Source organism: Paenibacillus cymbidii (assembly GCF_004764705.1).
GTDB classification, from domain to species: domain Bacteria; phylum Bacillota; class Bacilli; order Paenibacillales; family NBRC-103111; genus Paenibacillus_AN; species Paenibacillus_AN cymbidii.
On record NZ_SHLX01000017.1, the window covers coordinates 132,631 to 147,706 of the forward strand.

General features: G+C 61.3%; 14 protein-coding genes. 5 read left to right on the forward strand and 9 right to left on the reverse strand.

All coding sequences use genetic code 11. From position 1 onward, the window contains the following. The first annotated feature begins 25 nt into the window (after positions 1-25). Positions 26-1,219 (forward strand): GGDEF domain-containing protein, encoded by a 1,194-nt coding sequence (locus EXY20_RS22720; RefSeq protein ID WP_135554407.1) that lies wholly within the window; start codon positions 26-28, stop codon positions 1,217-1,219. A gap of 64 nt (positions 1,220-1,283) precedes the next feature. Here EXY20_RS22720 and EXY20_RS39120 read toward each other — a convergent pair whose 3' ends face one another. The 7 genes from EXY20_RS39120 to EXY20_RS22745 form a co-directional block, all read right to left on the reverse strand. Further along, positions 1,284-1,580: a helix-turn-helix domain-containing protein gene (locus tag EXY20_RS39120; RefSeq protein ID WP_167859442.1), complete on the reverse strand. Its 297-nt coding sequence runs from the start codon at positions 1,578-1,580 to the stop codon at positions 1,284-1,286. Continuing rightward, positions 1,577-2,122, reverse strand: coding sequence for a hypothetical protein (locus EXY20_RS39125; RefSeq protein WP_167859443.1), 546 nt, complete (start codon positions 2,120-2,122; stop codon positions 1,577-1,579). Before EXY20_RS39125 ends, EXY20_RS39120 begins: the two co-directional genes overlap by 4 nt. 137 nt (positions 2,123-2,259) lie before the next feature. Then, complete coding sequence (locus EXY20_RS39130) at positions 2,260-3,105, reverse strand: type 2 periplasmic-binding domain-containing protein (protein WP_167859444.1); 846 nt, start codon at positions 3,103-3,105, stop codon at positions 2,260-2,262. Positions 3,106-3,122: 17 nt separating this feature from the next. Beyond that, positions 3,123-3,818, reverse strand: a complete 696-nt coding sequence (locus EXY20_RS22730; protein ID WP_135554409.1) for an extracellular solute-binding protein — start codon at positions 3,816-3,818, stop codon at positions 3,123-3,125. A gap of 76 nt (positions 3,819-3,894) precedes the next feature. Next, positions 3,895-4,767: a carbohydrate ABC transporter permease gene (locus EXY20_RS22735; RefSeq protein ID WP_135554410.1), complete on the reverse strand. Its 873-nt coding sequence runs from the start codon at positions 4,765-4,767 to the stop codon at positions 3,895-3,897. A gap of 1 nt (position 4,768) precedes the next feature. Further along, the gene (locus EXY20_RS22740; protein ID WP_135554411.1) at positions 4,769-5,749 is read right to left on the reverse strand and encodes an ABC transporter permease; all 981 of its coding nucleotides are present in this window, start codon (positions 5,747-5,749) and stop codon (positions 4,769-4,771) included. 136 nt (positions 5,750-5,885) lie between these two features. Then, positions 5,886-7,925 carry an MGH1-like glycoside hydrolase domain-containing protein gene (locus tag EXY20_RS22745; RefSeq protein WP_135554412.1) on the reverse strand — a complete coding sequence of 680 codons (2,040 nt, stop codon included), beginning with the start codon at positions 7,923-7,925 and terminating at the stop codon, positions 5,886-5,888. 1,007 nt (positions 7,926-8,932) lie between these two features. Here EXY20_RS22745 and EXY20_RS22750 point away from each other — a divergent pair. After that, entirely contained in the window at positions 8,933-9,553 is a 621-nt protein-coding gene (locus EXY20_RS22750; RefSeq protein WP_235886149.1) for a GyrI-like domain-containing protein, read from the forward strand. A gap of 21 nt (positions 9,554-9,574) precedes the next feature. On the opposite strand, the gene thrC is transcribed toward EXY20_RS22750, so the two are convergent. Further along, positions 9,575-10,783, reverse strand: a complete 1,209-nt coding sequence (thrC, locus tag EXY20_RS22755; protein WP_135554413.1) for a threonine synthase — start codon at positions 10,781-10,783, stop codon at positions 9,575-9,577. Between the two features lie 147 nt (positions 10,784-10,930). Between thrC and EXY20_RS22760 the strand changes: the two genes are divergently transcribed. After that, positions 10,931-11,875 (forward strand): LysR family transcriptional regulator, encoded by a 945-nt coding sequence (locus EXY20_RS22760; protein WP_135554414.1) that lies wholly within the window; start codon positions 10,931-10,933, stop codon positions 11,873-11,875. On the opposite strand, the gene EXY20_RS22765 is transcribed toward EXY20_RS22760, so the two are convergent. Further along, on the reverse strand, positions 11,872-12,543 hold the full coding sequence (locus tag EXY20_RS22765) for a DUF421 domain-containing protein (protein ID WP_235886158.1): 672 nt from the start codon (positions 12,541-12,543) through the stop codon (positions 11,872-11,874). The two genes, EXY20_RS22760 and EXY20_RS22765, sit on opposite strands and share 4 nt — an antisense overlap. Positions 12,544-12,766: 223 nt before the next feature. Here EXY20_RS22765 and EXY20_RS22770 point away from each other — a divergent pair, with 223 nt between their 5' ends. After that, entirely contained in the window at positions 12,767-14,065 is a 1,299-nt protein-coding gene (locus EXY20_RS22770) for a glucosidase family protein (protein WP_135554416.1), read from the forward strand. Between the two features lie 70 nt (positions 14,066-14,135). Further along, complete coding sequence (locus tag EXY20_RS22775) at positions 14,136-14,759, forward strand: S-layer homology domain-containing protein (protein WP_235886150.1); 624 nt, start codon at positions 14,136-14,138, stop codon at positions 14,757-14,759. Positions 14,760-15,076 lie beyond the last annotated feature (317 nt).

Here is a 15,076-nt window from a genome sequence, read left to right on the forward strand (position 1 = left end):
TCCATAAGAGAGAGGAGCTTGCGGCATGAGCGGCACCTGGATCGTAGTAGGCGAGCAGTCGCGGGAGTGGGCGGCCGTTCGCGCCTTGCTGGAGCGCGAGGCGGATGTGTACGCCGCCATGGATTGGGATGAAGCGGCGAACAGCGTCGGCATGGACGCCGGCGGGCTGGTGCTGGTCGCGTCGGCGTCGCCCGACGGCTGGCTGGCCCGGCTGCGCGGGGAGCCGCGGCTGGCCGGGACGCCGGCCGTTGTGCTGGCGCTGCGGCGGCCCCGCGCCGAAGACGCGCAGCGCTGGCGCGACGAAGGCGCGTCCGACGTGCTCGATGCGAGCCTGCCGCAGTCGGACATCGTGCAGCGGCTGCGCGCCGCGGCCAAGCGCGCGGAGGAGATGCGGCAGCTCGCGTACACGGACCCGCTCACCGGCGCATGGAACCGCCGTTATCTCGACGAGTGGCTGAGCGGACCGCGCGGCGCCGCCGGCCTGAAGCTGCCGCTGGCGCTGGCGATGCTCGATCTCGATCGCTTCAAGGCGATCAACGACACGTACGGCCACGATGCGGGAGACCGCGTGCTGCGCCGGCTGGCGGACCTGTTCCGGCGCCATGTGCGCCGCGGCGACCGCGTCGTCCGGTACGGCGGCGAAGAATTCGTGCTGCTGTTCCCGCAGACGACGGCGACGGAAGCGCAAGCGGCGCTGCGCAGCCTGGCCGAACACGCGGCGCGGGAAGAGTTCCCCGGCGTGGCGCAGCCGGTGACGTTCTCGGCCGGCATCGCCGAATGGCGGCCCGGCCAACCGCTGCGGGACGCGCTGCGCCACGCCGATCAGGCGCTGTACCGCGCCAAGGACGAAGGGCGCGGCCGCGTCCTCGTCGGCGAGCCGGAAGCGGGCGAAGGGCTGCGCGTGCTGCTGGTCGGCGCCGATGTGCCGCTTGCGGCGCTGGCCGCATTCGGCCCGCAGCCGCTGCGCACGGCCAGCGCCGCCGGCGTAGCGGAAGCGGCGGCCGCGCTGGCGGCGGAGCCGTACGATCTGTGCGCCGTCGACATGGACGGGCCGGAGGCCGACCCGTTCGAGTGGATCCGGCGGCTCCGGGCGGCGGCGGCCGACCGGCTGGCGAAGCCGCGGCTGGTGGCGGTGTCCGCCAAGGAAGGGGCGGCGCTGCGCTACCTGCAGCTGGGCGCGGACGAGTTCGTCAGGAAAGGGGACGCGCGCGGCGAATGAACCGCGGGCGCGTCCGCCTTGCGGGACCGGCGCCTCGTTCGCCGCGCCGGTCCGCCCGCAAGGTTCACTTGCTCCAGTATTGCTCGCGATATTGCCCCGGCGTTGTCCCCTCCATTTTGCGGAAATAACGAATGAAATTGGCCGGCGTATTGTACTTCAGCTTCTCGGCGATTTCGGCGACTTTCATGTCCGTTTCGACCAGCCACATCTTGGCCATCTTCAGCCGGTGCGTCGCCAAATAGTCGCTGAACGTCACCCCGGTTTCCTTGCGGAACACCTTGGTCAAGTAGTTGGGGCTGTAGTTCATCCGCCGCGCGCAGTCGTCGAGCGTCAGCTCGGTATCGAAGCCGGTTTCGATCATCTGAATGATCGTGTCGGAGATGCTGCGGTAACCGATATTTTTTTGATCAGCTTCACGTCCCCCGTGCCGGCCGACCAGAAGGAAGTGCGCGGGTCCTTCACCCAGATCGCGTACCGCTCCTGCCTGACGGGATCGACCGCGCCGAGCCCGTTGTCGTCGATGCGCCACAAGCTCGCCAGGCTGGCGAGCTCCATGTGCATCGTCCCGAGCTCGTAGCTCTGCAGCTTGCTCATCGATTCGAGCAGATCCTTCACTTTGGTGACGTCGGCGCGCATGGCGCCGTTCAGCTGTTCCCGCAGCGTGGCGGTCACGAGCGGCAGGTTCATGTATTGAATCGCCGAGTAGTCGACGAGCCGCAGCTGCTGCTCGATCTGCGCCTGCGTCTGCAGCAGGAGCTGGCGATTGCTTTCCTTCACTTTCTCCTGCACGGCTGTAGTCGATTTGGCATAGGAGAACACCCCCAGCGCGATGACCGGGAACGTGCACAGCAGCAACGCAAACCCGATGAGCTTCGATAAAAAAGACGACGCGCGAAATTTCATTTTCTGGCCCCCGCCGATCCATACTTGATCCGTTCTCCCCAGCCTGGTTTGATCCAGGCCGCATACGGCGAAATCGCCGCATCGGTCGGGCCGATGCGGCGTTCGTCGGCTCCCGCTGCATGCGGGAAGCAACGGCGTTATTTGGCTTGCGCTTTCGTGTAGGCTTCCGTGTACTCGGCGATGATCTTGTCGCCGCCCTTCGTTTTCCATTCGTCGGTCGCCTTCTTGAAGCCGGCTTCGTCAAGCTGCCCCATGATGAAGTGGACGCGCGCATCGTTGATGATCTTGTCCAGCTCTGCGCCCCGTTCCGCCCGCGTCGGCGAAAGATAAGGCTCGGTTGCGTTCGGCACGGCGTTCGGCGTTTGTTCCTTGTACAGCTTCTTCACTTTTTTCATGACGTCGGTTTCCGTCGGCCATGTCAAGTCGGAAGGAGCAAGGCGCAGCTGCCCGAGCGTGTCGACCTGATCGGTCCACAGCTGCTGGTTGGTAAATACCGGGTTGCCGTTTTCCACCTTGTAATGTACCCCTTCGACTCCGAACGCAAACAGCTTCAGCACGTCAGGTTCCAGCGTTTTTTCGAAAAAGTTCAGGATTTGCTTCAGGTCGGCTTCCGTTTTGACACTCGATTTGGGGAACATGAACACGCCCGAATACCCGGCATTGGCCGGCAGCTTGACGCCCTTCGGCCCGCTCAGGCCAAGCACGAAGTCCATTTTGGCGTTCGGGTTCAGCTTATACAGATCGGCATGCTTGTTCGCGATATCGTCGATGCTCGTGATGTACATGCCCGCTTTGCCTTCATTGATGTTCTCGTGCAGCTTCGTGCCTTTAATCGCGCCGAAGTCCTGGTTGATCAGCTTCTCGTCGTACATTTTTTTCAGCAGCTTGAGCGCGTCCATGTATTCCGTGGTCAAAAAGTCGGGAACGATTTTGCCATCCTGTACGCCAAATTGGTTGAAGCCGCCGAGCGCTGTGACGAGCACCGGGAACGTATCGTTGATCAGGTTATCGTCGGTGACGCCGAGGCCGTACGTATCGTTTTGCCGTTTTTGTCCGGATCGTTCGATGTGAACGCTTTGGCGACATTGTACAGGTCGTCGACCGATTTGGGCTGCTGCAGCCCGAGGTTGTCCAGCCAGTCCTGGCGGAACAGGAGCCCTTTGCGCGCGAACGGGCGGTCGCGGTAAATGCCGTAAATTTTGCCGTCGACGGAAATGTTGTTGGCGATCGTGTCGTTCCAATACTTCTGGATGTTCGGGTATTGTTTGATGTACGGACCGATTTCCCAGAAGGCGCCGGAGCGGATCGCGCCCACGATCGCGGCGTTTTTGTTGTCGAGCACGACCATGGCTTGCGGCAAATTGCCGGAGGCGATCGTGACGTTCAGCTTGTCGTTGTAGTTGGTGCCCGGAACGAATGTCACTTCCAGCTTGGAGTTGGTTTTCTCCTGGATCGCCTTGAATGCGGCGTTGCTGTCGTCGACCGCCGGCGGCTGCGCCGAATAGAACGGCGACATCATGCTGAATTTGGCCGGCTGGGCCGGGGCCGCGCTTCCCGCCGCAGGCGAGCTGCCGCCTGCCGCCGGGCTGGCGCCTTGTTTGTCGTCTTTCGAGTCTCCGCAGGCCGCCAGTACGGATGCCGCGATTGCCGTCGTGCAGAGAACGGCCAACCCTTTGTTCCACTTTGTCCGTGTCATGTTACACCCTCCATAATCGTTTTATTATAGCTTGAAAACTCCTTGCGGAGTAATTCACGGATAAGCGTCCCGCCTTTTACCCTTTGACGGAACCGAGCAGCACGCCCTTGGCAAAATGCTTCTGCATAAACGGATAAAAAATCAGCACCGGCACCGCCGCGACGACGATTACCGCGTATTTGATGCTTTCCGGCGGCACGACGAATTCCGAAAGCGAACCCCCGTCGGCGAAGCCGCCCGAGGACAGCATGACGATCTGCCGCAGCCACACCTGGATCGGCCACATGTTCATGTCGTTGATGTACAGCACCGCGCTGAAATACGAGTTCCAGTGCCCAACGGCGTAGAATAGCGAGAAGGTGGCGATCGCCGGCAAGGAAAGCGGCACGACGATTTTGTACAGCAGCTGCAGATCGTTGCAGCCGTCGATTTTGGCCGACTCTTCGATGCCGTCCGGCAGCTGCTGGAAAAAATTTTTCAGCAAAATCAGATTAAATGCGCTGATCGCCGCCGGGATCCAGAGCGACCAATACGTGTCCAGCAATCCCGCGCTTTTGACTACCAGATAGGTCGGGATGATCCCGCCGCTGAACAGCATCGTAAACACGATCATCAGCATGAGCGGCTTGCGCCCGCGCAGCGTTCTGCGCGCCAGGGGGTAGGCCATGAGCGTCGTCGCCAGCAGGTTGATCAGCGTTCCCGCAACCGTGATGAAGACGGTAATCAGCAAGCTGCGCGGAATCGTCCGGGTCGAAAAGATGTAGTCGTAGGCATCCCATGTCACATGCGTCGGAACGAGCACGATTTTCTTGGCCAGCAGTTCCTCCGAACCGACCAGCGAACCGGACAACACGTACAGAAACGGCAGCACGGTGACGACCGCCACGACGGTCAGCAGCGCATAGTTGCCTGCGTCGAACAGCGCCGTTCCCCAGGTGCGTTTGTTCATGCTAGTACACCCCCTCTTCGCCGATCGCTTTCGCCGCGCGGTTCGCCGCCACGACGAGAATCAGGCTGATGACCGATTTGAACAGGCCGACCGCCGTGCTGTAGCTGAACTGCGCCCCCAGCAAACCCGACGTGTAGACGTAAGTGTCGAACACCTCGCCCACATGGCGGTTGCCGGAGTTGAGCATCAGGAAAATTTGCTCGAAACCCGAGTCGAGAAAGCTGCCCAGCCGCAAAATCAGCAGAATGACGATCGTCGAGCGAATCGCCGGAATCGTCACGCTCCACAGCCGCTGCCACCGGTTCGCGCCGTCCATGCGTGCGGCTTCGTACAGCTGCAGGTCGACACCCGCCAGCGCGGCGAGAAAAATGATCGTGCCCCAGCCGGTTTCCTTCCACATGACCTGCGACGTGATGAGCGTGCGGAACCAGTTTTCGCTAAGCAGAAAATTGATTTTGTCCGCTCCGGTGTAAGCGATCGCTTCGTTGACGATGCCGCCTTCGGTCGTAAACATCGTGTACGTCAGCCCGGCGACGACAACCCAGGAAATAAAGTGCGGGATGTAAATAATCGTCTGCACGAATCGTTTGAACACTTCTTTTCTAACCTCGTTAAGCAATAGCGCGAGCACGATCGGCATCGGGAAAAAGAAAACGAGGTTGTACACCGCCAGCATGAGCGTGTTGCGGAACAGCATCCAGAACGTCGGGTCGCCGAAAAAACGGTCGAAATGCTTCAGCCCGACCCAGTGGCTGTGCATGATGCCGGCGAACGGCTGGTAATCCTGGAAGGCTATGACGGAGCCCAGCATCGGCAAATATTTGAACAGCAGGAAGAAGAGCACGCCCGGGACGAGCATCCCGTACAGCCATTTGTCTTTGCGCAAGTCCCGAAGCAGGCGGACGGCGTAGCCGCGTTTGACCGGCTGCGGGGAGGAGGCTGCGCTTGCTCCCGGGCCGTCCTGCACGAGCGATGAATTCATGGTGGTTGTCACATCCTTTGCGGAAGACGCTGCCGCCTCATCGTAGCGGCAGGCCGCCGTTTCCGTCTATATTCCGCATGTGCCTTGTTGGCCGGATATTCGCGATCTGCCGTGCGGTATTCCGTATCTGCCGGCTTTACGGGATGGCGCAGGCGGCCGGAACGCCGCGGTAAACGACGGCGCCGTCGCAGACGATTTCGCAATGGCCCGGCGACAGGCGGATGTCGATCGTGCGCCCCCGGAACGGGTAGCCGGCGATCGTGACGCTGCCTTCCCGCGGCGGCTGCGGATGAACGATCAGCGTGCCGTCCGGGTGCGGCTTCAGGCCGGCCATGCCGAACAGGATCGCTTCGGCGCCGGACAGGCCGGCGATGACGTTGGCCCGCTTGTGCGCGGGCACCGCCGGGCGGTCGCAGTAATGCTCCTGCGGCAAATATGGCAGGTGCCTGCCCATCCAGAGCAGCCGCCGCAGCACGTCCCATGCTTGCTCCGGCCGGCCGATCTCCCACAGCGTCAGCGCCAGCATCGTGCATTCGCCGGTGTAGCTGCCGCCTCCGGACCAGTCCGGATCGTTCAGTTCGTAATGGAGCGCGTCTTCCGCCGAAATGCTGCTGACGCCGTACGGCGCCAGAAACGCGCCGTCGCGCAGATGGGACAGCAGCGCCGCCTCCATCGCTTCGGTGCAGACGCCCATTCGCAGCGTGTCGTACGCCTGAATCGTGTAGACGAGCTCCATGTGGCCGTCCGGGTACCGACAGCGGAACCAGCCCGTCTCGTCGTCCCACAGCAGCTCGCGAATGGCGCTGCGGATGCGCGCCGCCTTCTGCCGCCATGCTGCCGCTTCGGCGGACAGCCCCTGCCGCTCGGCCAAGTCGGCCAGCCGATCGCAGCACCAGGCGCGTTCGGCGTTCGGGCTGGAGACGACGTGCTCGTGCGCCGCGCTGCGCATCTCCAGCAAATTGTGCTGCTTGCCGTAGTCGAGCAGCTCGCCACAGGCGGGAAGCCGCTGTTCGTCGGCAAGCAGCAAATCGCGCAGCGTTTCGTAAAGCGGCATTCCTGCGTCTGCGCCTGCGGCTTCGCCTTCTCCGTGCTGCTCGATATTGCTCCAGACCAGGTTAAAATAGGACCATAAGCTGTGCGAGTAAGGGACGTCCCGGCCCAGCCCGCTTGGCGCGAAGCGCGAATGGCGCCCGATGCCGCTTGCCGCCATCAGCTCGGCCAGCTCGTTCATGGCGGGCGGGCCGAGCAGGAGCGCCAGCGTACGGCCGGCGTAGCCGCCGGTGTCCCACGGGTAGCAGCAGATGCCTGCTCCTTCGATGCCGGACACGGCAGGGAACGGCCGCATGGCAAAATCGGGATGCTCCCACAGGCTGACGAGCCCGCTGACGATCGAGCGGCGGTAGTACGCCTCCAGTCCGGGAATGTCGCTGGTCAGCGTCGGAATGGACGCCATTGTGCGTGCGATCCGCTCTTCCCAAATCGACTCCGTTCGTTGTTCCAGGGAGACGAGGTCGGTGTCGGCGCATGGCTCGCCATGGCGCGTCAGCAGCACGGCCAGCCGGAAGACGGCTTCTTCGCCCGGCTCGATACCGGTTAGCTGCGGCAGTTCTTGCAGCAGCGTCAGGCGTACCCGGTCCGTTTCCCAAATGTCCGGGCCGACGGCTTGCGCCGGTTCGCCGAGCGGCGGGTGCGAATAATCCCAATCGTCCAGCGGGACGAGATTGAGCCGGCCCGGCGCGAGTTGCGGCCATGCGCTCAAGGCGATGCTTCGTTCGTTGCGGTTGCCGACCCGCACGGTCAGCACGAAGCCGGCGCGATCCGCCAGCGGCAGCAGGCGGCTGCGAACGGCAAGCGACAGAATGCCGCCGCCGACTTCATAATGATAGGTGCCTTTCCGTTCAATCCGGTCCGGCCGCCATTCGCCGCCTGCGTACAGCAGGCCGCAATCGCCTTTGCCGCGGCTGCCGGTGTCGGCGATCGGGTGGCCGTCCGCTTCCAGCATCATGTTCAGCTGCAGCTCGGGCGCCGCGAACGGCGGCGAGAACAGGCCTCGGACGCCGGCGGCCGTATTCGCCAGCGGGGCGACGGTGGCGTAGCCGCTGCATACCCACAGGTGATGGTCCGGCGCCACGTTCGCCCGCAGGTCGAAAGCAAAATCGTTCAAATGATAGCGCATCGCGTCAACGCTCCTTGTGCGTGGAGTCATTATTTTGGGCAGGGTGCTGACGATCGGTCGGTTGCTTCCCAGTGCTTCCCCAGCATAAGGGCGAAGCCGATTCAGGTCGATAATCGCGAAGTGGGGAAAACGGCGGCAGGCGGGAAAAAGGGCAGCGCTATTCCGCATCTGGGGCGGGGTATTCATTTTGTGGGGTGTGCAAAAGGCTGACAGTTGCTGTCAGGGTAACTGTAGTACAATGAATTGCAAAAATAGGCCACCTTTTCCGGCTTATTTCGTTAAAAGTGGGCTTTCTCCACAAATAGCCAGAAGGCTGAAATCGGCCTTCGTTCGCTGATATGCTACGCCGTGCTCAAGTGGTCAACGGAAGGACGTGTCTGCTGGTTATCCCATTGGCTCAAGCCGGCGCGGCGGCGAATGTGCTTATAGTCGGCAGCAGTTCACTTCTGCGGGTTATTCCATTGGCTCAAGTTGGCGTTTGGTTGTATCGAGTTTGACATGTATCTGAACGGTGTCACTGCATTGCAGGGGGTACTTTTCTTGAAAGGGGATAAAAGTTGTGGATGTTTGCGATTGAGTCAAGGGGATAGCATGCAGAAGAAGCAGGCGGCGCATAAGGAGGCAGGTGCATAGGGGAAGAGGGCGGCGTCAATGGTTTCAGATTAGCGACTGCTGCTCAACATACTGGTTTGAGGATCAACTGGCGGGTTACGTAGTTTAAGTATTTAAGCGCAAATATGCAGTTAATTTCGTCGGATCAAGCGAGTTATTGGGGAATGTGGCGAGGTTAAGCGCATGTTTGCCTTTAGGGTGAAGGTAGGAGGTGAGAGTGAGGGGAGAGGTAAAGGTTGAGGTAGAGGTAAAGGTAAAGGGTGAAGGTAGGGAGTGAAGGTAGAAGGTAGAGAGTGAAGGTAGAGAGTGAAGGTAGGGAGTGAAGGTAGAGGGTAGAAGGTGAAAGAAAAAGTGGAAGATAAGGTAGAAGGTAAAGACGAAAGGGGATACAAATCATGACGATTATGGAAAAGCTCGATTTGGCTAAAACGGACAAGACCTACTATTCGGCGCCGACGCAGCCGCAGGAAGCGACATTTGGCGAGCGGCCGTATTTGGCTGTTGCGGGGGCGGGCGACCCGAACGGGCCGGCGTTTGCCGCCGCGGCCGAAGCGCTGTACACCGTGGCCTATACGGTTAAGGCGGCGGCGAAGCGGATGGGGCGCGATTTTACGGTGCCGAAGCTGGAAGGGCTGTGGTGGGTGGAAGGCGGCGGCGACGGGCTGAAGGTTGCGCGGGAATTATGGCAGTACAAGCTGCTCATTCGGATGCCCGATTTTGTCTCCCGCGAGACGGCGGAAGACGCCCGGACCGCCGCCGCCGCGAAGAAGCCGGAGCTGGCGCCGATCGGCGCCGTTGCATACGAAACGCTGCATGAAGGCCGCTGCGTGCAGATCATGCATGTCGGTCCGTACGCAACGGAGCCGGAGACGCTGGCGAAGCTGGAGCATTATATAGCGGAAGCGGGTTTGGTCTACAACGGGAACCACCACGAAATTTACTTGTCCGACCCGAAGCGGTCGAAGCCGGAGGCGATGAAGACGATCCTGCGCTATCCGGTAGCCGCGCGGGACTGATTTTGCCGCCCGGCGGTTAGGTCAGCCGTAGGCGCGCTGCAGGGCAGCGGTGTCTTTCAGCAGGTGGCCGGTCAGCAGGCAGACGGCGGTTTCCTCCGCGCCGACGACTCCAGCGGCGACAAGCTTGCGCAGCCCCGCCAGCGAAGCGGCGGCGGCCGGTTCGCAGCCGATGCCGCAGCGGTCGACGACGGCTTTGGCGTCCATGATCTCATCGTCGCTGACCGCCGCCGTCACGCCGTTCGTCGCTTCGATGGCCAGGCGCAGCGCCTTTTTCCAGCTGGGCGGGTTGCCGATGTTGAGCGCCGAAGCGGCGGTGCGTGGCCGAGGCTCGGGCGTCAGCTGTGCGGTGCCTTGCTCCACCAAACGATGGAAGGGGGCGGCGCCTTCGGCCTGGATGATCGCGATCCGCGGCAGCCGGTCGATGAAGCCGAGCGCATACAGCTCGCGCAGCGCCTTGCCGGCCGCCGTCGCGTTGCTGAGCGCACCGCCGGGAAGCACGATCCAGTCCGGCAGCCGCCACTGCAGCGTGTGGGCGATTTCGAACACGATGCTTTTTTGCCCCTCGATCCGGTACGGGTTGATCGAATTGCACACGTACAAGTCCGGGCTGCCGCCGTTTGCTCCGAGCAGGCGGATGCCCGCGTCGTAGTTTCCGCCGGCCAGCGGCACGAGGCGGGCGCCGTAAGCGAGCGCCTGGAGCAGCTTGTCGCGGGAGACGCCCTCCTCCGGCAAATACACGTACGTTTGCGCGTCGATCAGCGCGCCGTACATGGCCAGCGACGCGGCCGTATTGCCGGTCGACGCGCAAGCGAAAGCGCGATGGCCGTGCGCGTGGCCATGGGAGACGGCGACGGTCATGCCGTTGTCTTTGAACGAGCCGCTCGGGTTTTCGCTTAACGCTTTCAGCCACAGCTCCCGCACCCCCGCATAACTTCTCACGTTGTCCGGCCGGTACAGGCCGGTGTTCCCTTCGTATTTGGTCACAATGCTCGCCTCCGGCAGCTCCGGGTAAATCAACTCCTTGTACCGCCATACGCCGCTGGCGTAGGGGCTGAGCCGCTCGGCCAGACGGGCGTCGAACGTCCGTTTCAGCCGCTCGGCATCGGTTGCGCGATGATCGCGCACAATGTCGAAAAGCCCGCCGCAAGCGCACATTACGGTGCCCGCTGCGGCTTTGCCGCGTTCGGCTGCCGGCGGCTCGCCGCCGCAATCGAAACAGATCAGCTTCATGGTGGGTTTCCTCGCTTTCTTCCCCGTCGGTTCTGTAGGGTTCCGATGGCTCTACGATACCCGTTTTCTTTTCATAAAACTAATATATAATTCAGGTATAATCATCAAAATAATTGATGTAATTATGCAAAGAAGGGTGGATGAGGGATGAACCTGCATGCGATGCGGATTTTTCATGCGGTGGCGGAAGCCGGCAGCGTGACGCAAGCGGCGGCGGCGCTGCTGCTCAGCCAGCCGGCGGTGACGGCGCAGCTGCGCAACCTGGAGCGCGAGCTGGGGCTTGCGCTGCTGCAGCCGCACGGGCGCGGCATCGCGCTGACGGATGCGGGAACGAAGCTGGCGGAGCAGGCGAAGCGGCTGTTCCGGCTGGAGCGGGCCATCGAGGAGGAGATGGCGGCGCTGCGGCTTGGGCGAGGCGGCAGGCTGCGCATCGCCGCGACCTCGTTGCCTGCGCGGGCGCTGCTGCCGGGCTGGCTGGCCGGCTTCAAGCGCGAGCGCGACGGCGTGGAAATCGAGCTGGCGACCGGCAACGCGTCGTTCGCCCGGCAGGCGCTGCTGCGGTACGAAGCGGACGTGGCGCTGATCGGCGGCGGGGGAGGAGGCAGCGAAGGAGCGGGTAAGCTCGGCGGAAGCGAGGGAATTCAGGCGCACGACGGCGTTCGGCAGGAATGGCTGCTGGAAGATGAGTTTTGGTTTGTCGTCCCGGGCGTGCACCCGCTCGCCGGGAAACAGGCGAGCCTGGAGCGGCTGGCGGACGAGCCGTTCCTCGTGCGCGAGCCGGGCAGCCGGGCGCGGGAGCGGCTGATGGCGCTGTTCGTCGGCCGTGGCTTGCGGCAGCCGCGCGTCGGCTTGCAGCTCAGCGGCTGGCCGGAAACGGCGCAAGCGCTCAAGTCCGGTTACGGCGCCGCCTTCGCCTCCGCGCTGGAAGTGCGCGAGGAAGTGGAGCGGGGCCAGCTCGGCCGCGTGATCGTGCCGGAAGTGCGCGCCGTAAACGCCATCTACCTGTGTACGCGCACAGATGATGAGCCGGCGCCGGTTGCCCAAGCGTTTGCGGCCTGGGTCCGCGCCGCGTTGAACGGCGCCGGCCGCTAGCGCAGCTGCGCGTACAGCCCGTCCTGCTCCGTCCACTCGGCGAACAGCACGTCGCGCGGCCCCGCCGCTCCAAGCTTGCGCAGCTCGCCGAGCAGCCATGCTTCGTCGCGCCCGATGCGGGCCAGCTCGCGTTTCTGCACGTCGCCTAGCTCGATCAGCACGACCGGCAGCTCCTCCTGCGGCGCGGCAACGTTCAGCTCTTCGCGCGTAGCCGGTTCGAGCCTGGACTTGCGCAGCACGCTCAAATTGCCGTTCGTTTCGAAGATCGCATACGCCACCTCGCGCGTCGAAAACACGCCTTGCTCGCGCAACAGCATGCCAAGCTGCGAAATGTCGAGGCTGTTGCGCTTCATCGCCCGCTCGTCGATGCGGCCGTCCCGGATGACGATTTCCGGAACGCCGCTTAGCGCCTTGGACAGCTTGGGCAGCCGCAGCGTAATTTTCTCCAGCGCCAGCGACAGCACTGTCCACAGCACCAGCGCAAACACGAGATGAATCCAGCGGACATCGTCATCGTAGATGGTGTTGCCGACCAGCTCGCTCAGCATGAGCGATGAGACAAAATCGAACGCCGTCAATTGCGAAATTTCCTTCTTGCCAAGCAGCCGGGTCATGATCCACAGGCCGATCAGCGCGGTCACCAGCTTGACCGCAATATAGGCGAACATCACGACGCATCCCTCTTTCCGCCCGCTCGGGCACTCGCGACTCTACCGTTCGCTTACCGCCAATGTACCGCTATCCAAACTCGCTGTATAGCAGGCGCCGCGGCGACCTGCTCTTGTTCGTCGAGGAAAGGAAGGATACTTTGATGCCGCCGCGAATAGATAGGAAAGCGAATCAGGATGATAGCAGCGAGGTCGTACCACAATCAAGAAAGAGGGAACGAACATGAACGAAATGAAATGGATTCGCAAGGAAAACATTCGCACAGGCGTACAGGACGCAATACAAAAAACGCTGCTTCCCGCCCTTAGAGAGCAGCTTTTTCCCGGACACTTTCTGGTAGAGGCGGATGGCGGCCATTTCGGCGATCAATGGGTCTTTCCGGGATTGGATGGCTGGGAAATAGCCGGCGCCTATTTGCTGATGGGCAAAACGAGGGCGGTATTGGATTATTTCGATTTTGTCCAAGCTTCCCAGCGAGCCGACGGCCATATCCCGTTTGCCGTCCTTCCGGCAGATAAGCCGTTGATAGCGGAAGGCGCTATCCGAAATATCAAATACCCCGAGGATGTTTTTATTTATACCCCCGCCCAAAGGGAAGGGCAAGAGCCGTATTCGAATTTGACCCCCCGCCCCTGGATCGGGTTATTCGAGCATTGGGTGCCGAACAACCCGCTCGGCGTACTTGCCCCGGTCACTTATTTGCTGACTGCTTACGAGATCGTTTCCTTTACGAACGATGTGAATTGGCTGCTCGATAAGATCGGCTCGCTTGACAAGGCCGGTACCTATATTTTGTCCCGCAGGTGTGAAAATGGTTTAATCGACGGTGCCGGTTTCTATACGGAGATGCATGCTCGCCATAAGTGGGACGGCGTCACGCAATGCTATGCGATTCATGCGTTTCGCCGGTTGGCCGGCCTGCACCGATTGCTCTCCGATGAGCGCTCCGCCTCCGATTGGGAGTTTCATGCAAGCGAACTTGAGAAGAGCTTCCGGCAGCATTTTTGGCGCGGGGACCATTATGGGGAATACGTACATCCCGAGCATGGGCTGGTAGACTTTCACGGATTGTCCGATGTAAACTGGGCGGCGGTTGCCTTCGGCATTGCGGATGAAGATCAAGCGAAGCTTGTTTGGCGCAAAATGACGGGCGAACCCCGATTTTGGAGGGGCAATTTTCCTACGCAGGCCCTTTCCGTCGCTTATTTGTTCCAAGAGTGGGAGATCGGCGAACGGATGCCGTTTCAGGATATAAATATGGGTGAGCTTCACGATGTGGCTGCCATGGGCAGGGTCTGGTACTTGGAGGCGATGGCGTGCCTGCGCATGAAAGATACGGAGAGGCTGATCAAATCGGTTGAGCTCGTGTGTGACATGGGAGCGCGTCATAACGGGTACTGGTTCGAGAGATACCAGCCGCTTCAGACGTGGGAGGTTCATCCGACAGGCGCCAAGCGGTACTGTGAATACCCCGCGATTCTGACGAGAGTAGTGCTCGGGAGTAGAGAGCTCTTTTCCTGATTTTCGGTCATTGGGCGGCGCTGTACGAAGAGAACCAAATGGAGGAGAACGATCTACGATCATTGTAAAAGTGAACCACTTTACGAAGTATGCGGTATTCGCAGCAGGCCAAGGCGAAGATCCGGCGGCAGTCACGGAGCAGCCGGTTGAGCAGCCGCTCAACTTCAGCGATATCGCCGGACACTGGGCCGAGGCGAGCATCAAGCAAGCGGCAAGCGGCGGCATCGTCGGCGGCTATCCGGACGGTGCGTTCCATCCGAACCGTACCGTAACGCGCGCGGAATTTGCGGTGATGCTGATGAATGCACTCCAACCGCAAGGAGAAGGAGCGGCGCTGGCGTTCGCGGATCAGGCGGAGATTGGCGCGTGGGCGCGGAAAGCTGTCGCGCAAGCGGTACAAGCAGGCATCGTTGCCGGCTATGAAGACGGCACTTTCCGACCGGACGCCGAAATAACACGTTCAGAGATGGCCGTGATGATCGCAAGAGCGCTGGGACAGTCAGTGGAAGCAACAACGGCAACAGGCTTCGCGGACGACAAGGACATTCCGGACTGGGCGAAGGGTGCAGTTGGGGCGATGAAAAAGCGGAGCATTATCGAAGGCAAAGACGCGAATGCATTTGCTCCGGGCGATAAAACGACAAGGGCAGAGTCAGTAACGGTGCTGCTGAGAATGTTGGCGCAAACAAAATAGCCCATGAAAAATGGCCTATTTGCCCGCTATCGCCCGGCCCGCCTGCAATAGCCAGTGAAAACACTGGCTATTTGCCCCAGATCGCCTTCCAATCGGCACTTCAAGCGAAATAGCCAGTGAAATCACTGGCTATTTCGCTTGGACGGCCCGTTTTTGGCGAAATAAGCAAGAAAATAGGGCCTATTTGGAATGGGGGGAGTTGGCGGATGGGGAATGGCGCACATGAAAGCAAAGTACGTGTGAAAAAAATCATTGACAACACAAATGAGAACAATTATCATTCTCCTTGGATATTCACAGGCCCGCATGCTTCCGCC